Raw genomic sequence first — 24,318 nt, 5'->3', positions numbered from 1 at the left:
CTCCCACAAGGTTATCTGGTGGGGTTGAAAGATTCGACAGCCTCTGAAATCCAACCGAACTCAAGGCAAAACACCGGGGTCAACCCTTTGACTCTTCTGCCTCGAGAACGGAGATTTCCCAATGAATGACTATCCAAAACCACCCTTCCCGAAACAGGCTCAGCCCGTCCCCGGTTCCCAGAAGAAAATGGACCCCTACCCGGACTGCGGCGAGCATAGCTACAAAGGTTCGGGCCGGCTCGAGGGCAAGATCGCCCTGATCACCGGCGCCGACAGCGGCATCGGTCGCGCCGTCGCCATTGCCTTCGCCCGTGAAGGCGCGGATGTCGTCGTGGCCTACCTCAACGAACATGAAGATGCCCGGGAAACCGCTCGCTGGGTCGAGCAGGCCGGCCGTCAATGCCTGTTGCTGCCCGGCGACCTGGCGCAAAAAGCGCAATGCCAGGCCCTGGTGGACAAGACGGTCGAACGCTTCGGCCGGATCGATGTGCTGGTCAATAACGCCGCGTTCCAGATGACCCACGAACACTTCGAAGACATCCCCGACGAAGAATGGGTGATGACCTTCGATGTCAATATCACCGCGATTTTCCGCATCTGCCAGGCCGCGCTGAAGCATATGCAACCCGGCAGTTCGATCATCAATACCAGTTCAGTCAATTCGGACATGCCCAAACCGACCCTGCTGCCTTACGCCACGACCAAGGGCGCAATCGCCAACTTCACGGCAGGCCTGGCGCAGATGCTGGGCTCGAAGAACATCCGGGTGAACTGCGTGGCACCGGGGCCGATCTGGACGCCGTTGATTGTCTCGACCATGCCCGATGAGGAAGTGCAGAACTTTGGTGGGCAGACGCCGCTGGGGCGGCCGGGCCAACCGGTGGAGGTGGCACCGATCTATGTGCTGTTGGCGTCGGATGAGGCCAGCTACATCACGGGCCAGCGGTATGGGATCACTGGCGGCAAGCCAATGCTTTGAACGCCATACTCGGGTCAATGCCACGCCTGGCCCTGTAGGAGCCAGGCTCGCCGGCGAAGAACGATGACGCGGTGCAGCAGATAGACCGAGGCGCCCGATTCGCTGTAGGAGCCAGGCTTGCCGGCGAAGAACGATAACGCGGTACAACAGATACACCGCGGCGCCCGATTGCTCCTACACGGCAATCACCGATATCTTGCCGTTGCGCTCGAGGATCGCGAACTTGATTTGCTCCAGGGTTTCGATGCCCTGACTGGACCGTGCGGCCTCCATTACGTCGGCCTCGATCAATCGCGCATGACGCAGGCGCTTGTGCAGCAGCTTGCCGTTCTCGACGATGATCGTCGGTCCGCCATCGATCAGTTGCGATACCCATTGCGAGCGCTGTTTGAGCAGCGACAGGCCGACGTCTATGGCAATCAGCGTGACGATGACCAGCATCGAATTGGTCAGGGAAAAGTCGTCACCCAGCAACGCCTGCTGCGTCGCCTCACCGATGATCATCAAAAGCACGAAATCGAACGTCGTCAACTCGGCCAGGGAGCGACGGCCAGCAATCTTGAACAGGACCATCAGCGCCAGATACATCGCGGCCGCGCGCAATACCGAGTCCATAGGTCACCTAAGGGAAAATGAATTGATCGAAGTTCACAGCGGTAGCGCCGGGCGAAGTGATACGGCTGTGAAACAGCCCCAGCCCATCCCCGCGCAACGTCAGGTGCAGGGTGGCCCGGCCTTGAGCGTCGGTCTGCACCCAGAGCTTCATGCCTTGCCCGGCACTGATGGCACGGATGGGCTCCGGCTGCAGGCTTTCGATACTGAAGCCCTCCAGCAGCGCTCCGGTCAGTTCCAGCTCGACCATGGCATCGGGCGTACCGATCACGCTGAGCTGCATCGGGTTGGTCGATCCGTTACGGTGAAACATCTCGTATTGCACCCTGACCTTGCCATCGGTGCCCAGCACGTCCCGGGTGCTCAGCGGCCCACGTGAAAATAGCCCAAGCAGCCCCAGCACCACCAACAGCACCAGGATGTACCAGCCCCAACGCTCGAATCGCCAGACCTTGACCTGATACACCATATCTTCACGCACGGGATAGTCGCGGCTGCGGTAATCGGTATGGCCGGATTCATCGCTCATCGAGTGCTCCCTGGCCTGGCTCACCGGCCAATGCGCGTTGATGGAAATGCGGCAGTCGTCTCAAAGCATGCTCGGCGGCCAATAACTGGACCTCGGACCGTGTCCCGTAAAACCGCTGTTGTTGGCTGAAAACCCTGCGTCCCTGTGCAGTCTGGAAGGCCCAGGCGAAACAAATGGTGCCGGCCGGAATGCCATCGACGTCTTCCGGCCCGAGAATGCCGGTGGTCGCCACCGCGACATTGGCCGTGCTGTCGCGCAGTGCACCCGAGGCCATTTCCAAAGCAACCTCACAACTGGTCAGATTGAAGGTTTCGATGGTTTCGGGGCTGACGTTGAGCAATCGTTGCTTGGCTTCGGGGGAATAAACCACGTACCCGCTTTCGATCAGTTCCCCGCTGTGCGGCACTTCAGCCAATAGCGTCACGATTTTGCCGGCCGTGCACGACTCTGCGGTGGTCAGCAGCAAGTCGTTCTGACGCAGATACTCGACCACCGATTGGCTGACGTTCATGACAACTCATCCAGGCTGGGTAGTGATCGGTTGACCTTGTCCACCTGCAAACATTCCCTCTATCGGCGCCTGCCCCCGGCCTGCGAGAAAAAATGAACCCCTGGCAAAACTTGCCCCTCAATACGTTAGGGGCTCCTGCCACGGGCCGCTCCAGCTCAGGAGGTCGTCATGTCCGCACCTATCGTCAAGGAATACCTGCGCGCGACTGTCGGTTGATGACTGCGGCCATTGAGGCCCGCGCCGCCCGCAGCGAACCCCGATCATGAGTTTCATTGTCTGGGTGGCGGTATTGGGCGCTGTGCTGCTGACGCTGGCACTGACGTCATCGTACCTGCGCTGGATGCCAGTGACCACCTCCGCCGTGTGCCTGGTGCTGGGTGTGGCCATCGGGCCGGCGGGACTCGGGCTGTTGAAGCTGGATACGGCAGACGCGTCCATCTGGATGGAGCATCTGACTGAAGTCGCGGTGCTGTTTTCGCTGTTCGTCTGCGGCCTGAAGTTGCGCTCGCCACTCAAGGCAAAAAACTGGCGGATCGCATTCGGGCTGGCCGGTCCGGTCATGCTGTTGACCATCGCTGGCGTCTGTCTGTTGTTGCATTACGCCTTCGCGCTGTCTTGGGGCGCTTCGATGCTGATCGGCTCGATTCTGGCACCGACCGACCCGGTACTTGCCTCCTTGGTGCAAGTCAACGACGCCCGGGATGACGACAGCGTACGTTTCGGTCTGTCGGGTGAGGCCGGGCTCAATGACGGCATCGCCTTTCCCTTCGTGATCCTCGGTCTGCTGTTGGTGCAACACGACGGCAACCCCGGCTGGCTGGGCGATTGGGTGCTGCGCAGTGTGCTGTGGGCAGTGCCTGCCGGCTTACTCACCGGCTATTGGATGGGACGCGGTATTGGCCGTGTGACCTTGTCGCTGCGGATCCGTAATGACGACAGCACCCTATCGCCGAACGATTACCTGGCCCTCGCCTTGATCGCCCTGTCGTACGTCGTGGCCGAGTCGATTCACGGCTACGGCTTTCTGTCGGTGTTCGCGGCGGGCTTGGGTCTGCGTCAGGAAGAGGTCAAGTCCACGGGCAAGGACGAGCTTCCCGCCGAGCACCTGGTCCAACCCATTGTCGGGCATCAGAACGTCGAGCCGCAGCATGCCGTGCATGGCGATACCGCCCGCCTTGAAGACGCTCAAGTTGCAGCGGGCATCATGATGGGCGACATGCTCGCCTTCGGGGGGCTGGTGGAACGTGCCATGGAAGTCTTCCTGGTAACGCTGCTCGGCGTGGTGCTGATCGCTCACTGGGACTGGCGCGCGCTGGCGATTGCTGGCGTGTTGTTCTGCCTGATTCGCCCGTTGAGCGTGGTCGCCATGCCTTGGGGTAGTTTGCTGGACAGTCGCCAGCGCCTGTTGATCGGCTGGTTTGGCATACGCGGCATCGGCAGTCTGTTTTATCTGTTTTATGCATTGAACCATGGGCTGACGCCGTCTGTGGCAACGCTCTGCGTCGATCTGACCCTGTCCGTGGTCGCGCTTAGCATCCTGCTCCACGGGATCAGCACCCAACCGATCCTGGCTCGATATGAACGGCGTAAAAAACAGGATATTTGATTTTTCCCCTGTGCTTTTTCCGCCGGAATCATCGAATTTTCGCCTTCATAAATTTGAAATTCTTGGGCAATACGGCAGGTCACACGTTTAATCCCGCCCGGCTTTTACACGGCGGGATGGTTCAGGTTCGGTTCCCCTGAGGCTCCAAGCCTATTAAAGGGACCTCGAAAAATAAGGTGTTGGTCATGATTCACTATTCAACCTGCGAAGAAATCAAAGCCTGCCGGGCGTTCGCCCTGGAACGCAACCGTCAGATGTTTGCCGAGGCCCAGGCGCTCAGCCGTAGCGCCTTCGAGCTGCTCGATGGCAGCGATATGGATGGGGAGCTATTCGATCGCTATCTGGAAATACGCAGGAAGGCCAACCTGCAGTTCAAGGAAGCGATCGAACACTTGCGCGTGCTCAACACAGATTTCCCCCCGGTTTCGGCGTCTACGCAAAACGCGCAACGGTTGCACCAGAAAGCCGAATCCAGGGTGTAACAGCAGGTGCACGCGTCGACGGTCGGACAAGCCGGCACCCACAGGTCATGGGGGCGCGCACACATCCTGAGTCCGGCAGAGATTCAAGTGGGAGCGAGCTTGCTCGCGAAGAGGCCAGCAACTGCTGCACAAAACCTTCAGGCCCGCCTCGCCTCCAGAAGGTCAGCCGCACACAACGCAATCCGCTGACACGCATCGGCGAGCTTGCGCCTGTCCACCACCAGTCCGATTCGGATATGCCCTGCCGCACTCGGCCCGAAGGCTTCCCCGGCCAGCACCGACACCCCATAACCTTCCAGCAGCCGCTCGGCGAACCGCTGGGCACATAACCCGGTCTGGCGCACATCGACCATCACGAACATCCCGCCATCGGGGCGGATCGGCCGCAGCCCTGGGCAATCGCTCAGGCGCGCGCACACCAGGTCGCGACGCTGGCGATATTCCTCATGCATCATCGCCACTTGCGGCAGTTCCTCGTCCAGTGCCAATTGCGCCGCGTTCTGAATGAAATCCGGAATGCCGAACAGCATGCACAGCGACAGGTGCTCCAGGTGATCGGCCAAGGGTTTCGGCCCGATCACCCACCCCACTCGCCAGCCGCTCATGGCGTGGGATTTGGACAGGCTATTGATGGTCGCCGTACGCTCGGCCATGCCCGGCAGGCTGGCCGGGCTGATGTGCTGGCCCTCGTACAACAGATCGCTGTAGACCTCGTCGCTGATCAGCCACAGATCATGGCGAATACAGAGGGTGGCCAGTTCCTGCCAGATCTCCAGCGACAAGCTGGCCCCGGAAGGATTGTTCGGACTGTTGAGCACAATCGCCCGGGTTTTATAGGTGATACGGGCCGCAACATCCGCCGGGTCGATCCGAAAACCATTCTCCGGACGCACCGCCACCGGCACCACCTTCGCCCCGATGGCGCCGAACACGCCTTCATAGGTCACGTACATCGGTTCGGCGACGATAACCTCGTCGCCCGGATCGAGCAGGCATTGCGCAACCGAGTACACCGCACACTGTGCGCCCGGCATGACGATCACATGTTCAGCGTCCACGACCTGTCCACTTCGTTGTCGTTGACGACGGGCGATGCTGTCGCGCAATCCTCGACTGCCGCGCACTTGCGAGTAATGGGTATCGCCGGCCAACAGGCTGTCGATGGCGGCTCGAACGATGGGTTGAGGGGTATCGAAATCCGGGTCGCCGACAGAAAGAAGCAGTATATCGACGCCCTGTTCGCGCAATTCCAGCGCGCGGTAATGAATTTGCCAGGCCGCGGCGCCGTCACCGGCGATGCGTTGGGTCAAGCCTGAATAGCGCATGTAGTTCTCCAATCGCGCAGGTTCCTGAGTCAACCCTATCTCAAATCACCAAACGCGCCACCATGGCATTTCAATCGACGGTCGTAGCCACTCCGTTTATCGGTTGGCGAGATTTTACCCATGGCGGGTGATTCACGGCGGGAGCCTTCCATCGACCACTGCTTTGCTTGCCTGCTACCCCGATAAAAGCTTCTTCGAATCAATGGCTTATCTTAAAAAATGCAGGACCGAAGAATGAAACGAATACTCCTACAGACAAGGTTCGCATTAGCTGACAGCGCTTTCCCTGTGACCTGATTAAAGTGCCCTACCTGTAATTTGTGACAGGTTCCAAGGCGGATTAATCGCGCTATAAGGAGACCGTGCCTACAGCCCTATCAAGGTTGCTGAAGGACGGCCGCGCGAACCATGCCTTCGTGAAGTAGGAAGATTCTGCCGCGCCCACGCCGTCAATGATGATGAATGGGAGATTCAATTATGTACCGTTCCACTACCGCCTCAGTCCGGTCATCACCTACCCAGGTCAGTTTCCAGCCACAGGAGTGCAAACAGCCCGAGGCCATCAAGCTTACCGCCAGGGAAAAGGAAGTCTTGCAATGGAGTGCCATTGGCAAGTCATCCTGGGAGATTGCCCAGATCGTCGACTGCACCGAGGCTGGTGTGAATTACCACTTTTGTAACATTCGCCGAAAATTCGGCGTGAGATCGCGCTGGATCGCCATGGTCATGGCGCTGGAACAAGGCTTGATTCAAACGCCTTGAACCGGGCCCTCCGCAGCGGTCAGCCTGACAACGACCCTGTAGAGGTGTTTCATGAATCTGGAACAGACCAAACGGCTTGACCCCTTTGACGTAAACGCCTGTGACGATAGACCGGTATCGCACAGGCCCCCTTCGAACACAGCGCTTCGCATCATCCTCGCCGACGATCACCCCGTGGTGCTGCTGGGCGCCGAAATGGCCCTCGGCAACACGTTCTCCATCGTTGCCCAGGCGCACGACGCCGATGAGTTGATCCACCATTTGCGGTGCACCCCCTGCGATCTGGTGATCAGTGATTACTCGATGCCCTATGGGCGCTTTCCCGATGGTTTGTCGTTGATGGGGTATCTGAAACGTCACTTCGGCCACTTGCCGCTGATCGTGATGACCATGTTGCGCCACCCTTCTCTTCTGCAAGCGTTGCTTAACACGGGTGTTGCAGGCTTGTTCGACAAGCGCAGTCCCTTGGGTGACCTCAAAAAGGCGGTACATAAGGTGACTAACGGCCGTCGATATCTCTGCCCGACGTTTGCCGAAGTTCTGGAGGCTCAGAGGTTGCCTTCTCGCAGTACGGATGTGCCATCTGTAACCCTTTCCGAGCGCGAACTTGAGGTGGTCCGGTTATTCGTCCAAGGCCTGTCCGGCCGGCAAATAGCCGCGCAACTGAACCGCAGCGAAAAAACCATAAGCCGACAAAAACGCACCGCCATGGACAAGTTGGGACTTGGCCATGACGGTGGGTTGATGGAGTTTGCCCGAATGAGCAGCTTGAGTTACTGATATTCCCTAACTTGTTTCTGCTTCACGTTAACATCGACACTTGTGCGGTAGACTGGGAGATCAAAGCGGTCATTGTGCCCTGCCAGCTTATCAGTTGTCATAATTCTGTGCCCCTGAGCATCTTTACGGCCAGTATAGCTGTTCGGCTTACTCTCGCGTAATGCCGCTTTATATTCATCAGGATGTCTTTCAATTCTCCTCGCTATTTTATTAGCTCTCCGGTTAGCTCTTTCCTTCTCCCTGGCTATTTCCCTCGATCGCTGATCAGCGGTATCTTGTGCTCTACGAGTGGGTGAGTTTGACCGCTCCGGACTATCGTAGTCCGGTATCGGTTCGCGTTTAGGTCGAGTCGTTGGAGCCTGCTGCGTAATTGGCCTGGATGGTCGGCCAGAGCCAGGAAGTTCTGCCACATTATCAGTACCTCTCGACAAACCTCGAGATGTACTGGGGATTGAATCCGAAACGTTTGAGGTTCTACGTCCTATGGCGGCCACATCGTCCAATGAGTCAAGAATACCCGCGAGAGCTCTTCCCGACATATGCCCAGTCTTATCCGTATATCGAATCGGATTCCCCAAACAGTACATATACGCATTCAAGCCCCCCTCCCCAAACGGACTCCAACTGTCCGGACTATGAAACCGCATCAACATTGGACTGAACGCCCGATACCCATTCCCCAGCAAATAACAGCCGGTGTGCGCGTCCCTGAGCTCGACTCCTGGGGGTTAACAAAGCCAGTGCGTGTCAGGGTGTAATACAGTGGTAAGTCGTTGGCGACCGGTGTCAGCTTGATATCGTCCCACGGAATACGCATTGGGATTTCCTGGCCGGGTATATCTGATACTGTTACGGTATAGGGGGGGGAACTGACGGCCTTGCCATTGTAGTAAAGCGTCAACGTATCGCCAGCCACCGGGGCAGGAGTAGTGAACAATTTAATATGCCCAGTCGCATCCTCTTCGATATCGTCAATGGTGAGTTCTTTATCGCTGTCGTTGAAACTCTGGAACCGGATGAGCTCCAGCGTGGGATTGATAGGCTCGGGATCCGGGTTTACGGGCCCCGGAAGCGCGTAATCCGTATTAACGGTAATCTTTGCCGGCGAAGGCGTCGGGTAATCGCCTCTGAGTACGCTGTAGTCCACATCGACGGGTTGCTCGTGTGTACTTGACGTAAAATCGTACTCGGCTGACATATGTGCCCATGGCACTGTGATTTTCAAGGGAAATGGGAGCTGGGTACCGACGGAGGTCCGGGCCAGTTTGTTTGCCCCCCACGACACTATAACCCCGTCATCACGGCTCCACCCAGTGTACTCCTCAATATGGACATGGGTCGGGAGCGCAGCGTCAGCGCGATCAATCAGGCCATCGTCCGCCAATGGAACCGTACAAGGTTTCAATGCACCGGGAAGTGTTCCAAGGGCAACCTGTACACTTTTTGGCAGCGACATTTCACTTCGATTGCCCGCCTTGTCGTACAGGAAATACACCACGTATTGGGTTCTCGATCCGATATCAGTCACAAACTTTTCTGGCACCAGTATTTCCCGAGACGCGGGTAGCAGGTCAAAAAACGCAACCAGCTCGGGAAAGTCCGCTTCGTCCTCCGGTAAATCTGCCATCCAGCCGACGGCAATTTTGACAAAGTCCTTTTTGTCCTCCACGAAGTCGGGGACGATACACTTGACCCCCTTGTCACGCGTCAAAACAGCATCGGTAATCAAGGATTCAACTACATCGATGGCGACGGGTGTGCCCGGCCTGATCGGCCCGGTTCTGTCGATGGTAACCGGACTTTCAGCGTTTCTCGTGCTTCCGTTCCAGCTTGTGACGGTGTATCTGAACTTTAGTGTGCCTTCAAAGCTGCTGATCACGTCGAGAGGGATTTTCCGTTCAAGAGGGAAGTTACTGTCAGGGAACGCATCCTGATCAAGAATGTCCTCCGGACTCCCAATAGGTACATAGCCAGGTAAGCCCGAATGCGAGTACTCCAGAACAAGTATATCCTTTAGACCAAGCCCCGGCGTTGGCGGGCGATCCGACCACAAAGGGATCTCAACCTCTAAAGCAGCGTTGATCTTGTCGATGGGCATCAAACCGTCCGCATCACCGGGAATGGCATCCACGATAGTCGGCGCGATGAGTGGATCGGCTGCAAAAAATCTTTTGCGATAGTTGATCCGCACTTCCTCGGCGGTCAATTGTTGCCCTTGGTAGGAACTTGCCATCGTTATCTCTCCGAAACCGTTTAAGTTCAGCCATGAAAAATTTCATGGTTTCAAAAAACCGTCTGGTAGTTCGACTGATGGCTCAGATACGGCGTGAACATCCTGTCGCTCTACCCGGCCGCAATAGCCTGAGCGAATTAAGCACCGCTTTTTTTAACCGCGATACTGTCAGAGTTGACAGGTGGGTGGTTATACAGTGGGGGGGGGGAAATCTTTAAATAAAAATTTCCCCGGTGCCACTATTCAGTGACTAAAGTGTCAGTTGCCACACCCGCGCAATGTCCCCCGCCCGTTCACGCAACAACCGCGGTGCTTGCGCACAGGCCTGTACCAGACTCATCGGCCCCGATGGCAAGGCAAACGCCGCATCAACGCCATACTTATACATTGCCTGGTAATCGTCACCCAGGGTACCGGCGATGACGATTACCGGTACGCCGTGCTGCTTGGCAATCCGTGCCACACCGAACGGCGTTTTGCCCCGCAGGGTCTGCGCATCGAAACGGCCTTCGCCGGTGATCACCAGGTCGGCATTTTTAACCGCGTCGGCCAGGCCGACCAGTTCGGCGACCACTTCAACGCCGGCCTGGAACTGCGCGCCCAGAAAGGCCTTGGCGGCAAATCCCAGGCCGCCTGCCGCACCGCTGCCCGGTTCGTCGCGCACGTCTTTGTTCAGGGCTTGGGCGCAGTGCTCGGCAAAGTGTCCGAGGGCGTGATCCAGTTGCTGGACTTGCTCGGGCGTGGCACCTTTTTGCGGGCCGAAAATGGTTGAGGCGCCGTGGGGGCCGCAGAGTGGGTTGTTGACGTCGGCGGCGATGTCGAAGCGCACCTCGGCCAATCGCGGATCGAGGTCGCTCAGGTCGATGCGGGCCAATTGTGCAAGCGCGAGGCCGCCAGGTGCGAGGGTCTGTTCCTGTGCGTCGAGCAGCTTCACGCCCAAGGCTTGCATCGCACCCGCGCCGCCATCATTGGTCGCACTGCCGCCAATCGCCAGGATCACTCGCTGCGCGCCGGCATCCAGGGCCGCACGGATCAGTTCACCGGTGCCGAAGGTGCTGCTGATGCACGCATCGCGCCGGGCAAGCGGCACCAACTGCAGACCACTGGCTTCGGCCATTTCGATGATTGCGGTGTGGTTGTGGGGCAACCAGCCCCAGGCGGCGTTGACCGTTGCGCCCAGCGGGCCGCGGACCTCGGTCCGGCGCAGTTCGCCATCGCATGCAGCCAGGACCGATTCGACAGTGCCCTCCCCGCCATCGGCCATCGGGCATTTGATCAGCTGAGCATCAGGCCAGACCTCTGCCAGCCCGAGGGCAATGGCATCGGCCACGCCTTGAGCGCTGAGGCTGTCTTTGAATGAATCGGGGGCGATGACGACTTTCATGGGAGTTCTCCTGTTCCAATGCCTTCATGCTGCCAGCAGGCGCGAACAATAACGCCGGACTCCTGCACAAAGGGCATTGAGGATTATTGTTCATTTTCACAAAACCCTGGGGCCGGACCTGCTCGTCATAGAGAACTGACAGGCGACACCGATGTTGAATGTGATGGCCTCTTCGCGGGCAAGTCGGATCGCCGCCACTCCCACAGTGTGGAGCACAGATTTTTTGTGCGACGCAGCCCCCCTGTGGGAGCGAGCTTGCTCGCGAAGGCGGTCTGTCAGTCACCATGGATGCTGAATGTGATGGCCTCTTCGCTGGCAAGCTCCTACAGGGGGATGTGTCGTTTAGGGTGTTGCGTCGGTGTCAGGCAATAGTTGCACACCCAGATACAGCGCGAGCATGCCGTCCAGGCGCAATGGGTCGACGCCGCTGAGTTCGGCGATGCGCTCCATCCGGTAGCGCAGGCTGTTGCGGTGGATACCCAGTGCATCGGCACAGGCCTGGCTCTGGCCATCGTGGTCGCACCAGCTGCGCAAGGTCGCCAGCAGCTGGCCGTTGCCGTCCTTGGCGATGACTTTGCGCAGGGGCTTGAGCAGTTCGTCCAGTGCATCGTCGTTGCGATGACGCCAGAGCATCACCGGCAGTCGATAGCGGTTCAACGTCAGCACACGGGTGCGGGGCACTACGTCGCGCCCATAGGCCAGCAAGTCCCCGACCTGCCGATTGCAACGACGCAAACCCGACAATCCATCGGCCTGCCCGCCCACCGCAATGCGCAGGATGTTCCAGCCGAGGCCGTCGAGCTTTTCCAGCAGGCGTTCGTTCTCGACGGCCTGGCTGGCCGGTCGGCACCACAGCAACGAGGACTTGGCCGAGCTGATGCACCAACTGTCCGGGTGGCGCGAGGTCAGCCAGGCGCCAAGCGCCTCGACGGTGTGCCCCGGTCCCTGCTCCGTTCCCAACTCGAACAGATAGGGCACCCGTGTCATCTGCGGCTTGAGCCCCAGTTGTTGTGCTTCGTCGATCAGTCGCGGTGAATCACCGGCGTCGCTGAGCAGCAACGCCAGCAGGTCATCACACCGCTGGCGTCGCCATTGCTGCTCGGCCTGTTGATTGCGCTGGGCCACCAGCATCTCGGCGGTCATGCGCACCAGTTCGGCGTAGGTGCGCAATTGCTCCGGTTCGCCGGTGATGCCGAGCACGCCGATCAGGCGCTGGTCGAGCAACAGCGGCAGGTTGATGCCCGGCTGCACGCCTTTGAGATGGAGTGCGGTCCGGGCGTCGATCTCCACCACCCGAGCATTGGCCAGCACCAGTTGCGCCCCTTCATGCCGGGTGTTGACCCGCTCCGGTTCGCCGCTGCCGAGAATCAGCCCCTGGCTGTCCATGACGTTGACGTTGTACGGCAGGATGGCCATCGCCCGGTCGACGATGTCCTGCGCCAGGTCGTGATCGAGCTCAAACATAAGGGTGATCCTTGAAAGCGGGAGGGGGCTGGCCGTGATTAACCCGGCGATCAACGTTAACCTCGCTTCGCAAAAAATCATAATAAAGCGAGCGCCCCTGCCCCGCCGTGCCTGGCACCAATCCCCTGTGGGAGCGAGCTTGCTCGCGAAGGCGGTCTGGCAGGCGACATTGATGTTGAATGTGCCGGCCCCTTCGCGAGCAAGCTCGCTCCCACATTGTGATCTGCAATGTTCGATGTTTCTATTTGATCCCGGTCGTGGTTCTGGTATTTGATTGAGCCTTTCCCACTGGTAAAAGGATTTCGTCATGAGCTACCGCACGCTGGGTCATTCGGGCCTGCAGGTGTCGACCCTGACCCTGGGCACCATGATGTTCGGCGAACAGACCAGCACCGAGGATTCCCTGCGGATCATCGACAAGGCCTGGGACCAGGGCATCAATTTCATCGACACCGCCGACGTCTACACCAATGGTCGCTCCGAAGAAATCGTGGGCGAAGCGATTGCCGGCAATCGCCACGAATGGGTGCTCGCGACCAAGGTCGGTTTCGGCCCGGTGGACGGCGTGCCGAACCGCAGCGGCCTGAGCCGCAAGCATGTTTTCAATGGCATCGACGCCAGCCTGACGCGCCTGGGCACCGATTATCTCGACATTTATTACCTGCACCGCGAAGACCACGACACACCGCTGGAGGTCACAGTGTCGGCCATCGGCGACCTGATTCGCCAGGGCAAGATCCGCTATTGGGGTTTGTCGAACTACCGCGGCTGGCGCATCGCCGAGGTGATTCGCGTCGCCGACAAACTGGGGGTCGACCGGCCGGTGATCAGTCAGCCGCTGTACAACATCGTCAACCGCCAGGCTGAAACCGAACAGATCACAGCCGCGCAGACCTATGGCCTGGGCGTGGTGCCTTACAGCCCGTTGGCGCGCGGGGTGCTCAGCGGCAAGTACGCGCCAGACGTGAAGCCCGACGCCAACAGCCGCGCCGGCCGTGCGGACAAACGCATTCTGGAGACCGAATGGCGGGTCGAATCCCTGCGGATCGCCCAGCAGATCCAGGCGTACACCCAGGATCGTGGGGTGGGGATTGTCGAGTTCGCGATTGCCTGGGTATTAAACAACAGCGCGGTGACTTCGGCCATTGTCGGCCCGCGGACAGAGGAACAATGGGACGCCTACACCAAGGCGCAAGCGGTGAAGATCACGGCTGAGGATGAAGCGTTCATCGATTCGCTGGTGACGCCGGGGCATGCATCAACGCCGGGGTTCAATGATGTGAGCCATTTTGTGTCCGGGCGTAAACCGCGTATGGCTTGAGATCCTTCGTCGGAACGCCGCCCGGAGCCGGCTCGCTCCCACAGGGTTTAATGTCGATCATCCAACTATGCTCCAACTCAGATCCCTGTAGGAGCGAGCGGTGCGGCGACCCGACTTGCCCGCGAAGCATGCGGCACGGTTTTTCAGGCGTACCGCGTCATCGTTCTTCGCGGGCAAGTCGGGTCGCCGCACCGCTCGCTCCTACAGTTGGTCGCAGTTGATTGATTGGTCAATATTCGGCTCGAAAACCACGTATCCTCTGCGCCCGTTTCACGTCCAACTTCGCGAGGGCAGTTTGTCTAAAGGTATCGCTTTATCGGTCTCAGCCTCGGTGCTGTTTGCCGTCATGTATTACTACACCTCGCTGCTCTCCCCCCTGAGCGGCGTGGAAATCTTCGGCTGGCGCATGCTCCTGACCCTGCCCTGCATGACCGTGTTCATGGTGGTCTCCGGCGAATGGAAACGGGTGATCGCCCTGTTTCAACGGCTGGTCGGCCAACCCAAACTGCTCGCCGGCATGGTCCTCTCCGCGACGCTGCTCGGCCTGCAGCTCTGGCTGTTCATGTGGGCTCCGCTCAATGGCTATAGCCTCGACGTGTCCCTGGGTTACTTCCTGTTGCCGCTGTCGATGGTCCTGACCGGGCGGTTCGCCTATGGCGAGCGACTGTCCTACCTGCAAAAGGTGGCGGTGTTTTTTGCCTCCCTCGGGGTGCTCAACGAGCTGTATCAGGTTGGCGGTTTTTCCTGGGCGACCTTACTGGTGGTCATCGGTTATCCACTCTACTTCATCCTGCGCAAGCGACTGGCGACCGACAACCTCGGCGGCTTGTGGATGGACATGGCCCTGATGCTGCCGGTGGCGTTGTGGTTCGTCCAGGGCGGCGAGCAGGGTTTCGGCGTGTTCGAGCAGCATCCGTGGCTGTCACTGCTGATCCCGTTGCTCGGGGTGATCAGTGCATCGGCGCTGGTGGTCTACATCATCGCCAGCCGGTTGCTGCCGTTCAGCCTGTTCGGGTTGTTGAGCTATGTCGAGCCGGTGCTGTTGCTCGGGGTGGCGTTGTTGCTGGGAGAAAGCATCAAGCCCGGTGAATGGCTGACCTACATTCCGATCTGGCTGGCGGTGGTGGTGTTGGTGTTTGAAGGGTTCAAGCATATGGTCCGTAACCGCAGACCTTAAGGCCGCGCAAAACTAATTGTGGGAGCGGGCTTGCTCGCGAATGCGGTGTATCAGTCGACGTTTATGCTGCATGACACACCGCTTTCGCGAGCAAGCCCGCTCCCACAATTAGTTTTGCGTCAGCCAAAAAAAGCCCGGTCGGCATCGCTGCTGACCGGGCTTTTTTACATCTGCACCGGCTTAGTCGGTGGAGAGCACACCACGACGAACCTGGTCGCGTTCAATGGATTCGAACAACGCCTTGAAGTTGCCTTCACCGAAGCCATCGTCGCCTTTACGCTGGATGAATTCGAAGAACACCGGGCCCATCAGGGTTTCCGAAAAGATCTGCAGCAGCAGGCGCTTGTCGCCCGATTCGGACGAACCGTCCAGCAGAATGCCCCGCGCTTGCAGTTCGTTGACCGGCTCGCCGTGGTTCGGCAAACGGCCTTCGAGCATCTCGTAGTAGGTTTCCGGCGGCGCGGTCATGAAGCGCATGCCGATGCTTTTCAGATGATCCCAGGTCTTGATCAGGTCATCGCTGAGGAAGGCCACGTGCTGGATGCCCTCGCCATTGAACTGCATCAGGAACTCTTCGATCTGCCCGGCGCCCTTGGACGACTCTTCGTTCAACGGGATGCGGATCATGCCGTCCGGCGCGGTCATGGCCTTGGAGGTCAGGCCGGTGTATTCGCCCTTGATGTCGAAGTAGCGGATCTCGCGGAAGTTGAACAGTTTCTCGTAGAAGTTGGCCCAGTAGGCCATGCGCCCGCGATACACGTTGTGGGTCAGGTGATCGATGATCTTCAGGCCGGCCCCGACCGGGTTGCGGTCAACGCCTTCGATGAACACGAAGTCGATGTCGTAGATCGAACTGCCTTCGCCAAAACGGTCGATCAGGTACAGCGGCGCACCGCCGATGCCTTTGATTGCCGGCAGGTGCAGCTCCATCGGGCCAGTCTCGATGTGAATCGGCTGGGCGCCGAGTTCCAGGGCACGCTTGTAGGCCTTTTGCGAATCCTTGACCCGGAAGGCCATGCCGCACACCGACGGGCCGTGTTCGGCCGCAAAGTACGAGGCGACGCTGTTGGGTTCATTGTTGAGGATCAGGTTGATCGCGCCCTGGCGATACAGGTGCACGTCTTTGGAGCGGTGGGTCGCGACCTTGGTAAAGCCCATGATCTGGAAGATCGGCTCCAGAACGTTGGGGGTTGGCGATGCGAATTCAATGAATTCAAAGCCCATCAGGCCCATTGGGTTTTCGTATAAATCTGCCATGGTTGGTGCCTCATCATTTTTATCAAGTAACGGATCGTTAATTGCTGGCAATGCTGAGACCGGCGGGTGGCGCGCAGGAGATGCCCCGTACGCTGCGGGCGAGGAAGTCACCGTAGATCAATTGAAACCCAAATATCTTCATGGTCGACCCAAGGCTATGACGGGCGAGGCTTCTGCTGCCAGAAGACGATTATTCTTATATGCGTAACCCGATTCTACACAGCGTAAATCGTTTTGTCCGCCTTCTGTATCAAATCCCCTTTTTCTCTGCTCGTGCAAGGGGTTTGTTGCATTGGAAAATCCACTGCCAGGTGAAAAATCCACTGTTGCCAGCGGTCGCCCGGCAGGTCTGACGGGTGGTGCTGGACCCGTGCCAATCCTCATCGGCAGCACTGGTCTCTATCAAATTGGCCAAGGCTCTGGACTACCGCTGATCGGCAAACGCCCCGAGTCCATCTATCATGCCCGTCACCTGAACTCTTTTTGGGAGGCCTGTTGTCGTCCTGCCAGCATTTCAGAGCCCTCTTTCACCGTTACAGGTTCCACGAATGCCACTGAACGTCAAAAGCCGCCGCAAACGCGGGATCAGGATTGCTGTGACCGTCTTGAGCGGTTTACTCCCGGTACTGCTGGGGGGCGCCATTCTCTATATGCAGGCCGAACGCACACTGCAACAAAGCACCCGGCTGACGGCGCAAGAAGCCGTGCGCCAGTTCGAACTGATGTTCGACAATACCGCCGAGGCCGCGCGCGAGTTGCTGCCGCTGGCGGGCCAAAGCTGCCTCGATGTCAATCTGGCCCTGCGCGAACAGGTCACCCGCCGCCCCTTCGTGCGCTCGACCAGCCTGGTGTGGGACGACACTCTTTATTGCAGCTCCCTGTTCGGCGACTATCAGCAAAAGGTCGCTGCCGGCGACTACAGCAAAGGCCGGTTGGAGTTGATGAAGGGCAACCCGGTCACGCCCGATACCGCGGTGTTGATGTATCGACTCAGCGCAGGCAAACAGGGGGCCATGAGCAACCTGGACGGCTATCACCTGAGTAATGTATTGCGCCTGATCGACCGCAAGACTTTGCTGGTACTGCAAGTGGGCCCCAATTGGTTGTCCGCCGATGGCCGGTACCACGACGGTGCCCTGCCCCTCTTTGCGGTGGCGCACAGCGAACTGACCTCCTCGCGATACGCTTTTACCGTGGCAGCCGGTTTCCCCGAGGGCGAAACCTGGCGTTACATGAAAAGCGAGTATCCGCCACTGTTCAGCTTGCTGATCTTTTTCGGCGCGGTGTCCGGCTCGATCGGGCATTTTCTGCAAAAGCGCGCCATGTCACCCAGCCATGAAATGCAGCGCGCGATGGAAGCCGCGGAGTTCATTCCCTACTTTCAGCCGGTGGTCCATGGCGGCAGCAAGCAGTGGTCCGGCTGCGAAGTGCTGATGCGCTGGAATCACCCGAAGGAAGGCCTGGTGCGCCCGGATCTGTTCATTCCGTTTGCGGAGTACTCTGGGCTGATCGTGCCGATGACCCGCTCATTGATGCAACAGACCGCCGCGTTGCTGGCGCCCCTGTCCTCGTCGTTCAAAGAGCCGTTTCACATTGGCATCAACATCACCGCCAGCCATTGCAAGGACCTGGATCTGGTCGAGGATTGTCGCGCGTTCCTCGAGGCCTTCGCACCGGGCTCGATCAGCCTGGTGCTGGAGTTGACCGAGCGCGAACTGATCGAGCCCACGGCCATGACCCACCAATTGTTCGAACAACTGCACGGGCTTGGCGTGATGATCGCGATCGACGACTTTGGCACCGGCCACTCGAGCCTGGGTTATCTGCGTCAATTCAATGTGGACTTCCTGAAAATCGACCAGAGTTTTGTCGCCATGATCGGAGTCGACGCCCTCTCCCGGCACATTCTGGACACCATCATCGAACTCTCGGCCAAGCTTGATCTGGCCATCGTCGCCGAAGGTGTGGAAACCGCGGAGCAAAGTGATTACCTGACTGCCCACGGCGTGAACTTCCTGCAAGGTTATCTGTTCGGCCGGCCAATGCCCGGCGCAGAGTTCATTAACGCCATTAAGTCATCATTAACTAACGGCTTGAAGCGACAAGACAACGCGACGGCGCATCCGATTGAGTAAAATGACTAGTGTAGTTACATGAAGACAACGACAGGATTTACTCTTGGCCCATTAACTACTACAATTTTTCATACCTGCACAGGATTGGCAGGTGAGCCATTATCACCGAGTCGCTACAAGGCGCTTGGCTTATAGCCTTGTTTGCGGTTGGTATCAGCCAAATACACTATTGGAGTAAAGATATTGTCCAGACTCGCTGAATTTCGTGCAGCTGAAAAGGCCCTTCAGGAACAGCTCAAGGCTCTGGAAACCCTGAAGAACGATGCCGGGCTCAAGAAAGAAATCGAATTCGAAGAAAAGCTCCAGGGGTTGATGAAAACCTACGGCAAGAGCCTGCGCGACATCATCGCCATTCTCGATCCAAACCCGGCAAAATCCGGCCTGCAACAGGCCGCAGCGCCTAAAACCCGCCGCGCTCGGGTGGTCAAGGTCTATCAGAATCCGCACACCGGTGAACTGATTGAAACCAAGGGCGGCAATCACCGCGGCCTGAAAGCCTGGAAGGAACAATACGGTGTCGACACCGTGGATTCCTGGCTGCGTGGTTAAGTACGCGCGGTAATGAAAAAGCCCTGTCAATGCAGGGCTTTTTCATGGACACCGTCTAACTGCAACGATTGGCGCCGATCATTCGCTACTTGCCGACTACTTTAGGCTTAATCCCTTTTGGTATCTAAATATGTGCACAGGGGCCATAGTCTGCAGACATTGAAATCTTCAACTAAAGTTTCAAGCTGTTACGGGTAGCGTCTATTTCGCCCTGACTTGCCTTATAAATCTCAGCCTGCCCCGCACAAGAAAAAACATAGGCCTTATCGGCATCCACAGCCGCCACCAATGTTTGAGACAGCACATGACGACCGTTCTGGGTGATGGTGCAGGTAGTTTCCAGCGCTGCCAGGCGGCTCAAGCGAGTGGGGTGAATCTTGTTGCAGACACTTTGATAGCCGCCTTGAAAGAAGTCTTTCTGCACCGACTTGCGCATCTCCAGCAATACACCCTGCAGATTCACCTGGTGGCCGCTTTGTACTTGGGTCATGGTCAATTCCATCACCATCACCGGCGTGCCGCCCTGATCGGTTTTCACCGCGCGCTGGCGCGATACCTGGGCATTGGCTGGCTCTTGCGGGACGGCTTCGACTTCCCAGCCGTCAGGCCAGGTCACGACTGGCTCATCGGCGTGAGCAGTGGTCGCCGCCCAAAACACGCTCAGCAGGACGAAGATCGATGGACAGAAACGAATCATTGCAATTAATTCTCAGGGTTTGATCCGTAAAGTCTGAGCCTCGCCCGTCGGCCAGGCAATAGCCGAAGTTTGGTGATGCCCGTGCCCTTGCGTATCATGGTCACCATTCGCCAGCCCCACTTATTGTCCGGAGGGCCCATGAGCCTGCACGAATTGAACACCTTCCCCGGCGTGACCGCCCAGCCTGATACCGCGACCCACAAGTTCGTCTTCAACCACACCATGCTGCGGGTCAAGGACATCACCAGATCCCTGGATTTCTACACCCGGATCCTGGGTTTCTCGCTGGTGGAAAAACGCGACTTCCCGGAAGCCGAATTCAGCCTGTACTTTCTGGCGCTGGTCGATAAAGACCAGATCCCGGCCGACGCCGCGGCGCGCACCGAGTGGATGAAGTCGATCCCCGGCATTCTTGAACTGACCCACAACCACGGCACCGAAAACGACGCGGATTTCGCCTACCACAACGGCAACACCGACCCGCGCGGTTTCGGCCACATCTGCATCTCGGTGCCGGACATCGTCGCCGCCTGCGAGCGCTTCGAGGCGCTGGGCTGCGATTTCCAGAAACGCCTGAACGATGGGCGCATGAAGAGCCTGGCGTTCATCAAGGATCCGGATGCCTATTGGGTCGAGATCATCCAGCCCGCCCCGCTCTGACGTACGACACACCCCCTGTAGGAGCCGGCTTGCCAGCGAACCGTCGCAACGCGGCGGCCATCCAACCGGGTCAGCCGTGGGACCGCTATCGTCGGAACGCCGCCCGGAGCGAGCTTGCTCCGGGCGGCGTTCCGACGATGGCGGACTGACATTCAACAGTGATGTTGGCTGGACTGACCTCATAGCGCGCCGGCTCCTACAAAAAGCTTGCAACGGCGCGCACAAAAAAACCCATGATCGCTCATGGGTTTTTTGTGTTTTCAACGTCGGCGTTTACGCCGGGGCCGACGTCCGGATCAAATGATCGAACGCGCTCAGGGAAGCCTTGGCCCCCTCGCCCACCGCAATCACGATCTGCTTGTACGGCACCGTGGTCACATCACCGGCAGCAAACACCCCCGGCACCGACGTCTCGCCACGGGCGTCGACGATGATCTCGCCACGCGGCGACAACTCGAGGGTGCCCTTGAGCCAATCGGTATTGGGCAGCAGACCGATCTGCACGAAAATACCTTCCAGTTCCACAGTCCGCAGTTCGTCCGACTGACGATCCTTGTAACGCAGGCCGTTGACCTTCTGACCGTCGCCGGTCACTTCAGTGGTCTGCGCATGGGTGATCACGGTGACGTTCGGCAGGCTGTGCAACTTGCGCTGCAAGACCGCATCGGCGCGCAATTGCACGTCGAATTCGAGCAGTGTCACATGGGACACGATGCCGGCCAGGTCGATAGCCGCTTCGACGCCGGAGTTACCGCCGCCAATCACCGCCACCCGCTTGCCTTTGAACAGCGGACCGTCACAGTGCGGGCAGTACGCCACGCCCTTGTTGCGGTATTGCTGCTCACCGGGGACGTTCATTTCACGCCAGCGCGCACCGGTCGCGAGGATCACGGTTTTGGCTTTCAATGTAGCGCCGCTGGCGAAGTGGACTTCGTGCAACTCGCCACGCTTGCCCGGCACCAGCTTGTCGGCGCGTTGCAGGTTCATGATGTCGACGTCGTACTGCTTGACGTGCTCTTCCAGGGCCACGGCCAGTTTCGGCCCTTCGGTTTCCTGCACCGAGATGAAGTTCTCGATGGCCATGGTGTCCAGCACCTGCCCCCCAAAACGCTCGGCCGCGACACCGGTGCGAATGCCTTTACGGGCGGCGTAGATCGCCGCCGATGCACCGGCCGGGCCACCGCCAACGACCAATACATCAAAGGCTTGCTTGGCGCTGATCTTCTCGGCCTGGCGCTCGATGCCGCTGGTATCGATCTTGGCGAGGATTTCTTCCAGGCCCATGCGCCCCTGGCCGAAGTTCACGCCGTTGAGGTAGATGCTGGGCACGGCCATGATCTGGCGCTCCTCGACTTCGGCCTGGAACAGCGCGCCGTCGATGGCAACGTGGCGGATGCCGGGGTTCAACACGGCCATCAGATTCAGCGCCTGGATCACGTCCGGGCAGTTCTGGCAGGACAGCGAGAAGTAGGTCTCGAAGTTGAATTCGCCCTTGAGCGAGCGGATCTGTTCGATCACCTCACTACTGGCTTTGGAGGGGTGGCCGCCGACTTGCAGCAGAGCCAGCACCAGGGAGGTGAATTCGTGGCCCATGGGGATGCCGGCGAAACGCAGGCTGATATCGGCACCCGGGCGGTTGATCGAAAACGATGGTTTGCGTGCGTCGCCACCGTTGTCGAGCAAGGTAATCTGGCTGGAAAGACTGGCAACGTCTTTCAGCAGTTCGAGCATTTCCCGGGATTTCGCACCGTCGTCGAGGGAGGCAACGATCTCGATCGGCTGGGTGACCCGTTCCAGGTATGACTTCAACTGGGCTTTAAGATTGGCGTCCAACATACGGGCGATTTCCATGCTGTTTGGTGAAGAGACTGGGACATAAAAAAACGCCCGAGCGAATCTCGCCCGGGCGTTTTTTAAGGGCGGTGCAGCGTACTTAGGAGGTGCGGCGTTCCGCCCTGATCAAGCGTGTCACAGACTTAGATCTTGCCGACCAGGTCCAGGGACGGAGCCAGCGTGGCCTCGCCTTCTTTCCACTTGGCTGGGCAAACCTGGCCCGGGTGAGCAGCGACGTACTGGGCCGCCTTGATTTTGCGCAGCAGTTCCGAAGCGTCACGACCCACACCACCGTCGTTCAGTTCGACGATTTTGATCTGGCCTTCAGGGTTGATCACGAAGGTGCCACGGTCAGCCAGACCGGCTTCTTCGATCAGCACGTCGAAGTTGCGGGAGATCGCGTGGGTCGGGTCACCGATCATGGTGTACTGGATTTTGCCGATGGCTGGCGACGTGTTGTGCCAGGCAGCGTGGGCAAAGTGGGTATCGGTGGAAACGCTGTAGATCTCGACGCCCAGCTTCTGGAACGCGTCGTAGTTGTCAGCCAGGTCTTCCAGTTCGGTCGGGCAAACGAAGGTGAAGTCGGCTGGGTAGAAGAACACCACAGACCATTTGCCTTTCAGGTCGGCGTCCGACACTTTTACGAAGTCACCATTTTTAAAGGCGTCAGCTTTGAACGGTTTAACTTGGCTGTTGATGATAGGCATCGATGACTCTCCGTCAGGGGTTGAGAAGTTGATGGAGTGAACTCTACCGACTCGACGGACGAATGGCTCATTGGCAAACCTCATGCTGCTGATTGGTTTTCGCTATTAGCAGACAGTATTAATAGAAGAAAACGGTATCTAGGGGATCACGGGCTTTTCAACGATCCGGGGCATCACCGGAAACGGGTTGGCGTCAACGTAGCGCATGGCCGACTTCATATCCTTCCAGCCCACGTAACTCATCAACGATTTCAAATCCCATCCGCTCTGGTGTGCCCAGGTAGCGAAGCCGCGCCGCAAGGAGTGGCTGGTGTAATGTTCCGCGGGAATCCCCGCGCGCTCCAGCGCCTGGCGCAATAACGGGATCACGCTGTTGGCGTGCAACCCCTCCTCGCTCAAGTTGCCCCAGCGGTCGATTGCGCGGAACACCGGGCCGCGGACCAACGCCGCCGCGCTGATCCAGGCGATGTACGCCTGCACTGGACACAAACGCTGCAGCGCAGGGGTCTGGTAGGTCTTGCCAAGGTTTTCGCGGTCGCTCTTGCTTCGCGGCAGGTAGAGCGTGATGCCGGAGCCGGCGCTCGCTTGAACGTGCTCGATCTGCAGGCGACACAACTCATCGCTGCGAAAGCCACGCCAGAAGCCCAGCAGGATCAGCGCTGTGTCGCGCCTTGCCCGCAAGAGCGCCGGTTGATCGCCTGCAGATTTCGCCACCTGCGCCTCCTGCTCCAGCCAGGCTGCTACGTGTTCGAGATGCTGCAGCTGCAACGGCTCGGCCTGTTTCTCCTGGGCCGGATGCAGCGCGCGAATGCCCTTGAACACCTTGCGCACCACCGGCGCCTTGGTGGGATCGGCAAAACCCTGGCTGTTGTGCCATTGCGCCAGTGCCGACAGTCGCAGCTTCAAGGTGTTGATCGACAGCTCGCCGGCATACGCCACCAGATAGCGCGCGACACTGTCCGCCGTTGCAGGCAGAAACCCGCCCCAACTGACCTCAAAGTGCTCGATGGCCGCCCGATAGCTGCGACGGGTGTTGTCGCGGGTGGCGGCTTGAAGATAACGATCCAGCTCGCTCATGAAAATGACCTCTATAGGAACGAGCTTGCTCCGGGCGGCGTTCCGACGATGGACGTGAACGATAACGCGTGCTGCCTGAATGCCCCCGGCGCTCTCGGGTTTTGTGCGCCAATCCCGAAATTGACACCGCCCCCCTGTAGGAGCTGGCTTGCCAGCGAAGGCGGTGTGTCAGCCAACATATTTTTAACTGGACGGACGCCTTCGCCAGCAAGCCGGCTCCTACAGGGGTTTGCGTACG

22 protein-coding genes and 1 pseudogene are annotated in these 24,318 nt (G+C 58.8%); 10 read left to right on the top strand and 13 right to left on the bottom strand.

Translation table 11 applies throughout. The features are described 5' to 3' along the window. Positions 1-121: 121 nt before the first annotated feature. Positions 122-979 (top strand): glucose 1-dehydrogenase, encoded by an 858-nt coding sequence (locus tag F8N80_RS07610; RefSeq protein WP_150783616.1) that lies wholly within the window; start codon positions 122-124, stop codon positions 977-979. Positions 980-1,153: 174 nt separating this feature from the next. Here F8N80_RS07610 and F8N80_RS07605 read toward each other — a convergent pair whose 3' ends face one another. The 3 genes from F8N80_RS07605 to F8N80_RS07595 are packed head-to-tail and all read right to left on the bottom strand — an operon-like array spanning position 1,154 to position 2,631. Continuing rightward, entirely contained in the window at positions 1,154-1,594 is a 441-nt protein-coding gene (locus F8N80_RS07605; RefSeq protein WP_150747695.1) for a DUF421 domain-containing protein, read from the bottom strand. Positions 1,595-1,601: 7 nt separating this feature from the next. Next, on the bottom strand, positions 1,602-2,120 hold the full coding sequence (locus F8N80_RS07600; RefSeq protein WP_150747694.1) for a hypothetical protein: 519 nt from the start codon (positions 2,118-2,120) through the stop codon (positions 1,602-1,604). Then, a complete protein-coding gene (locus tag F8N80_RS07595) occupies positions 2,110-2,631 on the bottom strand; it encodes a CinA family protein (protein ID WP_150747693.1) in 522 nt (173 codons plus the stop codon). The genes F8N80_RS07600 and F8N80_RS07595 overlap by 11 nt, the downstream gene beginning before the upstream one ends. Positions 2,632-2,893: 262 nt before the next feature. Between F8N80_RS07595 and F8N80_RS07590 the strand changes: the two genes are divergently transcribed. Further along, a complete protein-coding gene (locus F8N80_RS07590; protein WP_150783615.1) occupies positions 2,894-4,237 on the top strand; it encodes a cation:proton antiporter in 1,344 nt (447 codons plus the stop codon). A 185-nt stretch (positions 4,238-4,422) separates the two neighbouring features. Continuing rightward, the gene (locus F8N80_RS07585) at positions 4,423-4,719 is read left to right on the top strand and encodes a hypothetical protein (RefSeq protein WP_150747691.1); all 297 of its coding nucleotides are present in this window, start codon (positions 4,423-4,425) and stop codon (positions 4,717-4,719) included. A gap of 137 nt (positions 4,720-4,856) precedes the next feature. Here F8N80_RS07585 and F8N80_RS07580 read toward each other — a convergent pair whose 3' ends face one another. After that, positions 4,857-6,044, bottom strand: coding sequence for a pyridoxal phosphate-dependent aminotransferase (locus F8N80_RS07580; RefSeq protein ID WP_150747690.1), 1,188 nt, complete (start codon positions 6,042-6,044; stop codon positions 4,857-4,859). 477 nt (positions 6,045-6,521) lie between these two features. Here F8N80_RS07580 and F8N80_RS07575 point away from each other — a divergent pair, with 477 nt between their 5' ends. Continuing rightward, positions 6,522-6,806 (top strand): helix-turn-helix transcriptional regulator, encoded by a 285-nt coding sequence (locus F8N80_RS07575; RefSeq protein WP_150747689.1) that lies wholly within the window; start codon positions 6,522-6,524, stop codon positions 6,804-6,806. 51 nt (positions 6,807-6,857) lie between these two features. Beyond that, positions 6,858-7,586, top strand: coding sequence for a response regulator (locus tag F8N80_RS07570; RefSeq protein ID WP_150783614.1), 729 nt, complete (start codon positions 6,858-6,860; stop codon positions 7,584-7,586). Positions 7,587-8,151: 565 nt separating this feature from the next. On the opposite strand, the pseudogene F8N80_RS07565 reads toward F8N80_RS07570, so the two are convergent. From F8N80_RS07565 to F8N80_RS07545, 4 genes and pseudogenes are all read right to left on the bottom strand, one after another. After that, positions 8,152-8,293 (bottom strand): annotated as a pseudogene (locus F8N80_RS07565) (RHS repeat-associated core domain-containing protein); the annotation flags it as partial. Further along, positions 8,233-9,819 carry a hypothetical protein gene (locus F8N80_RS07560; RefSeq protein WP_150783613.1) on the bottom strand — a complete coding sequence of 529 codons (1,587 nt, stop codon included), beginning with the start codon at positions 9,817-9,819 and terminating at the stop codon, positions 8,233-8,235. The gene F8N80_RS07560 and the pseudogene F8N80_RS07565, both read right to left, overlap by 61 nt. Before the next feature lie 250 nt (positions 9,820-10,069). After that, positions 10,070-11,203 carry a glycerate kinase gene (locus F8N80_RS07555; RefSeq protein ID WP_150747684.1) on the bottom strand — a complete coding sequence of 378 codons (1,134 nt, stop codon included), beginning with the start codon at positions 11,201-11,203 and terminating at the stop codon, positions 10,070-10,072. 342 nt (positions 11,204-11,545) lie between these two features. Continuing rightward, positions 11,546-12,667, bottom strand: coding sequence for a sugar diacid recognition domain-containing protein (locus tag F8N80_RS07545; protein WP_150747683.1), 1,122 nt, complete (start codon positions 12,665-12,667; stop codon positions 11,546-11,548). A gap of 307 nt (positions 12,668-12,974) precedes the next feature. On the opposite strand from F8N80_RS07545, the gene F8N80_RS07540 reads away from it, so the two are divergent. Together F8N80_RS07540 and rarD are read left to right on the top strand one after the other, a co-directional pair. Beyond that, the gene (locus F8N80_RS07540; RefSeq protein WP_150747682.1) at positions 12,975-13,988 is read left to right on the top strand and encodes an aldo/keto reductase; all 1,014 of its coding nucleotides are present in this window, start codon (positions 12,975-12,977) and stop codon (positions 13,986-13,988) included. Between the two features lie 295 nt (positions 13,989-14,283). Beyond that, positions 14,284-15,165, top strand: a complete 882-nt coding sequence (rarD, locus tag F8N80_RS07535) for an EamA family transporter RarD (protein WP_150747681.1) — start codon at positions 14,284-14,286, stop codon at positions 15,163-15,165. A 180-nt stretch (positions 15,166-15,345) separates the two neighbouring features. On the opposite strand, the gene hppD is transcribed toward rarD, so the two are convergent. After that, a complete protein-coding gene (hppD, locus tag F8N80_RS07530) occupies positions 15,346-16,422 on the bottom strand; it encodes a 4-hydroxyphenylpyruvate dioxygenase (RefSeq protein WP_150747680.1) in 1,077 nt (358 codons plus the stop codon). A 548-nt stretch (positions 16,423-16,970) separates the two neighbouring features. Between hppD and F8N80_RS07525 the strand changes: the two genes are divergently transcribed. Continuing rightward, a complete protein-coding gene (locus F8N80_RS07525; protein WP_150783612.1) occupies positions 16,971-18,557 on the top strand; it encodes an EAL domain-containing protein in 1,587 nt (528 codons plus the stop codon). Positions 18,558-18,740: 183 nt separating this feature from the next. Beyond that, positions 18,741-19,106 (top strand): histone-like nucleoid-structuring protein, MvaT/MvaU family, encoded by a 366-nt coding sequence (locus F8N80_RS07520; RefSeq protein WP_150747678.1) that lies wholly within the window; start codon positions 18,741-18,743, stop codon positions 19,104-19,106. Between the two features lie 172 nt (positions 19,107-19,278). On the opposite strand, the gene F8N80_RS07515 is transcribed toward F8N80_RS07520, so the two are convergent. After that, the gene (locus F8N80_RS07515) at positions 19,279-19,803 is read right to left on the bottom strand and encodes a DUF4946 domain-containing protein (protein WP_150747677.1); all 525 of its coding nucleotides are present in this window, start codon (positions 19,801-19,803) and stop codon (positions 19,279-19,281) included. A 138-nt stretch (positions 19,804-19,941) separates the two neighbouring features. Here F8N80_RS07515 and gloA point away from each other — a divergent pair, with 138 nt between their 5' ends. After that, entirely contained in the window at positions 19,942-20,463 is a 522-nt protein-coding gene (gloA, locus tag F8N80_RS07510) for a lactoylglutathione lyase (protein WP_138967037.1), read from the top strand. A 273-nt stretch (positions 20,464-20,736) separates the two neighbouring features. Here the strand turns inward: gloA and ahpF are convergent, their stop codons facing one another. From ahpF to F8N80_RS07495, 3 genes are all read right to left on the bottom strand, one after another. After that, complete coding sequence (ahpF, locus tag F8N80_RS07505) at positions 20,737-22,299, bottom strand: alkyl hydroperoxide reductase subunit F (RefSeq protein ID WP_150747676.1); 1,563 nt, start codon at positions 22,297-22,299, stop codon at positions 20,737-20,739. A gap of 140 nt (positions 22,300-22,439) precedes the next feature. Then, positions 22,440-23,003, bottom strand: coding sequence for an alkyl hydroperoxide reductase subunit C (gene ahpC / locus F8N80_RS07500; protein ID WP_007975937.1), 564 nt, complete (start codon positions 23,001-23,003; stop codon positions 22,440-22,442). 138 nt (positions 23,004-23,141) lie between these two features. Next, the gene (locus F8N80_RS07495) at positions 23,142-24,080 is read right to left on the bottom strand and encodes a site-specific integrase (RefSeq protein ID WP_150747675.1); all 939 of its coding nucleotides are present in this window, start codon (positions 24,078-24,080) and stop codon (positions 23,142-23,144) included. Positions 24,081-24,318: the final 238 nt, after the last annotated feature.

Source organism: Pseudomonas fluorescens, from assembly GCF_902497995.1.
Classification (GTDB): Bacteria; Pseudomonadota; Gammaproteobacteria; order Pseudomonadales; family Pseudomonadaceae; genus Aquipseudomonas; species Aquipseudomonas fluorescens_BK.
This window is presented reverse-complemented; position numbering and strand designations above follow the sequence as displayed.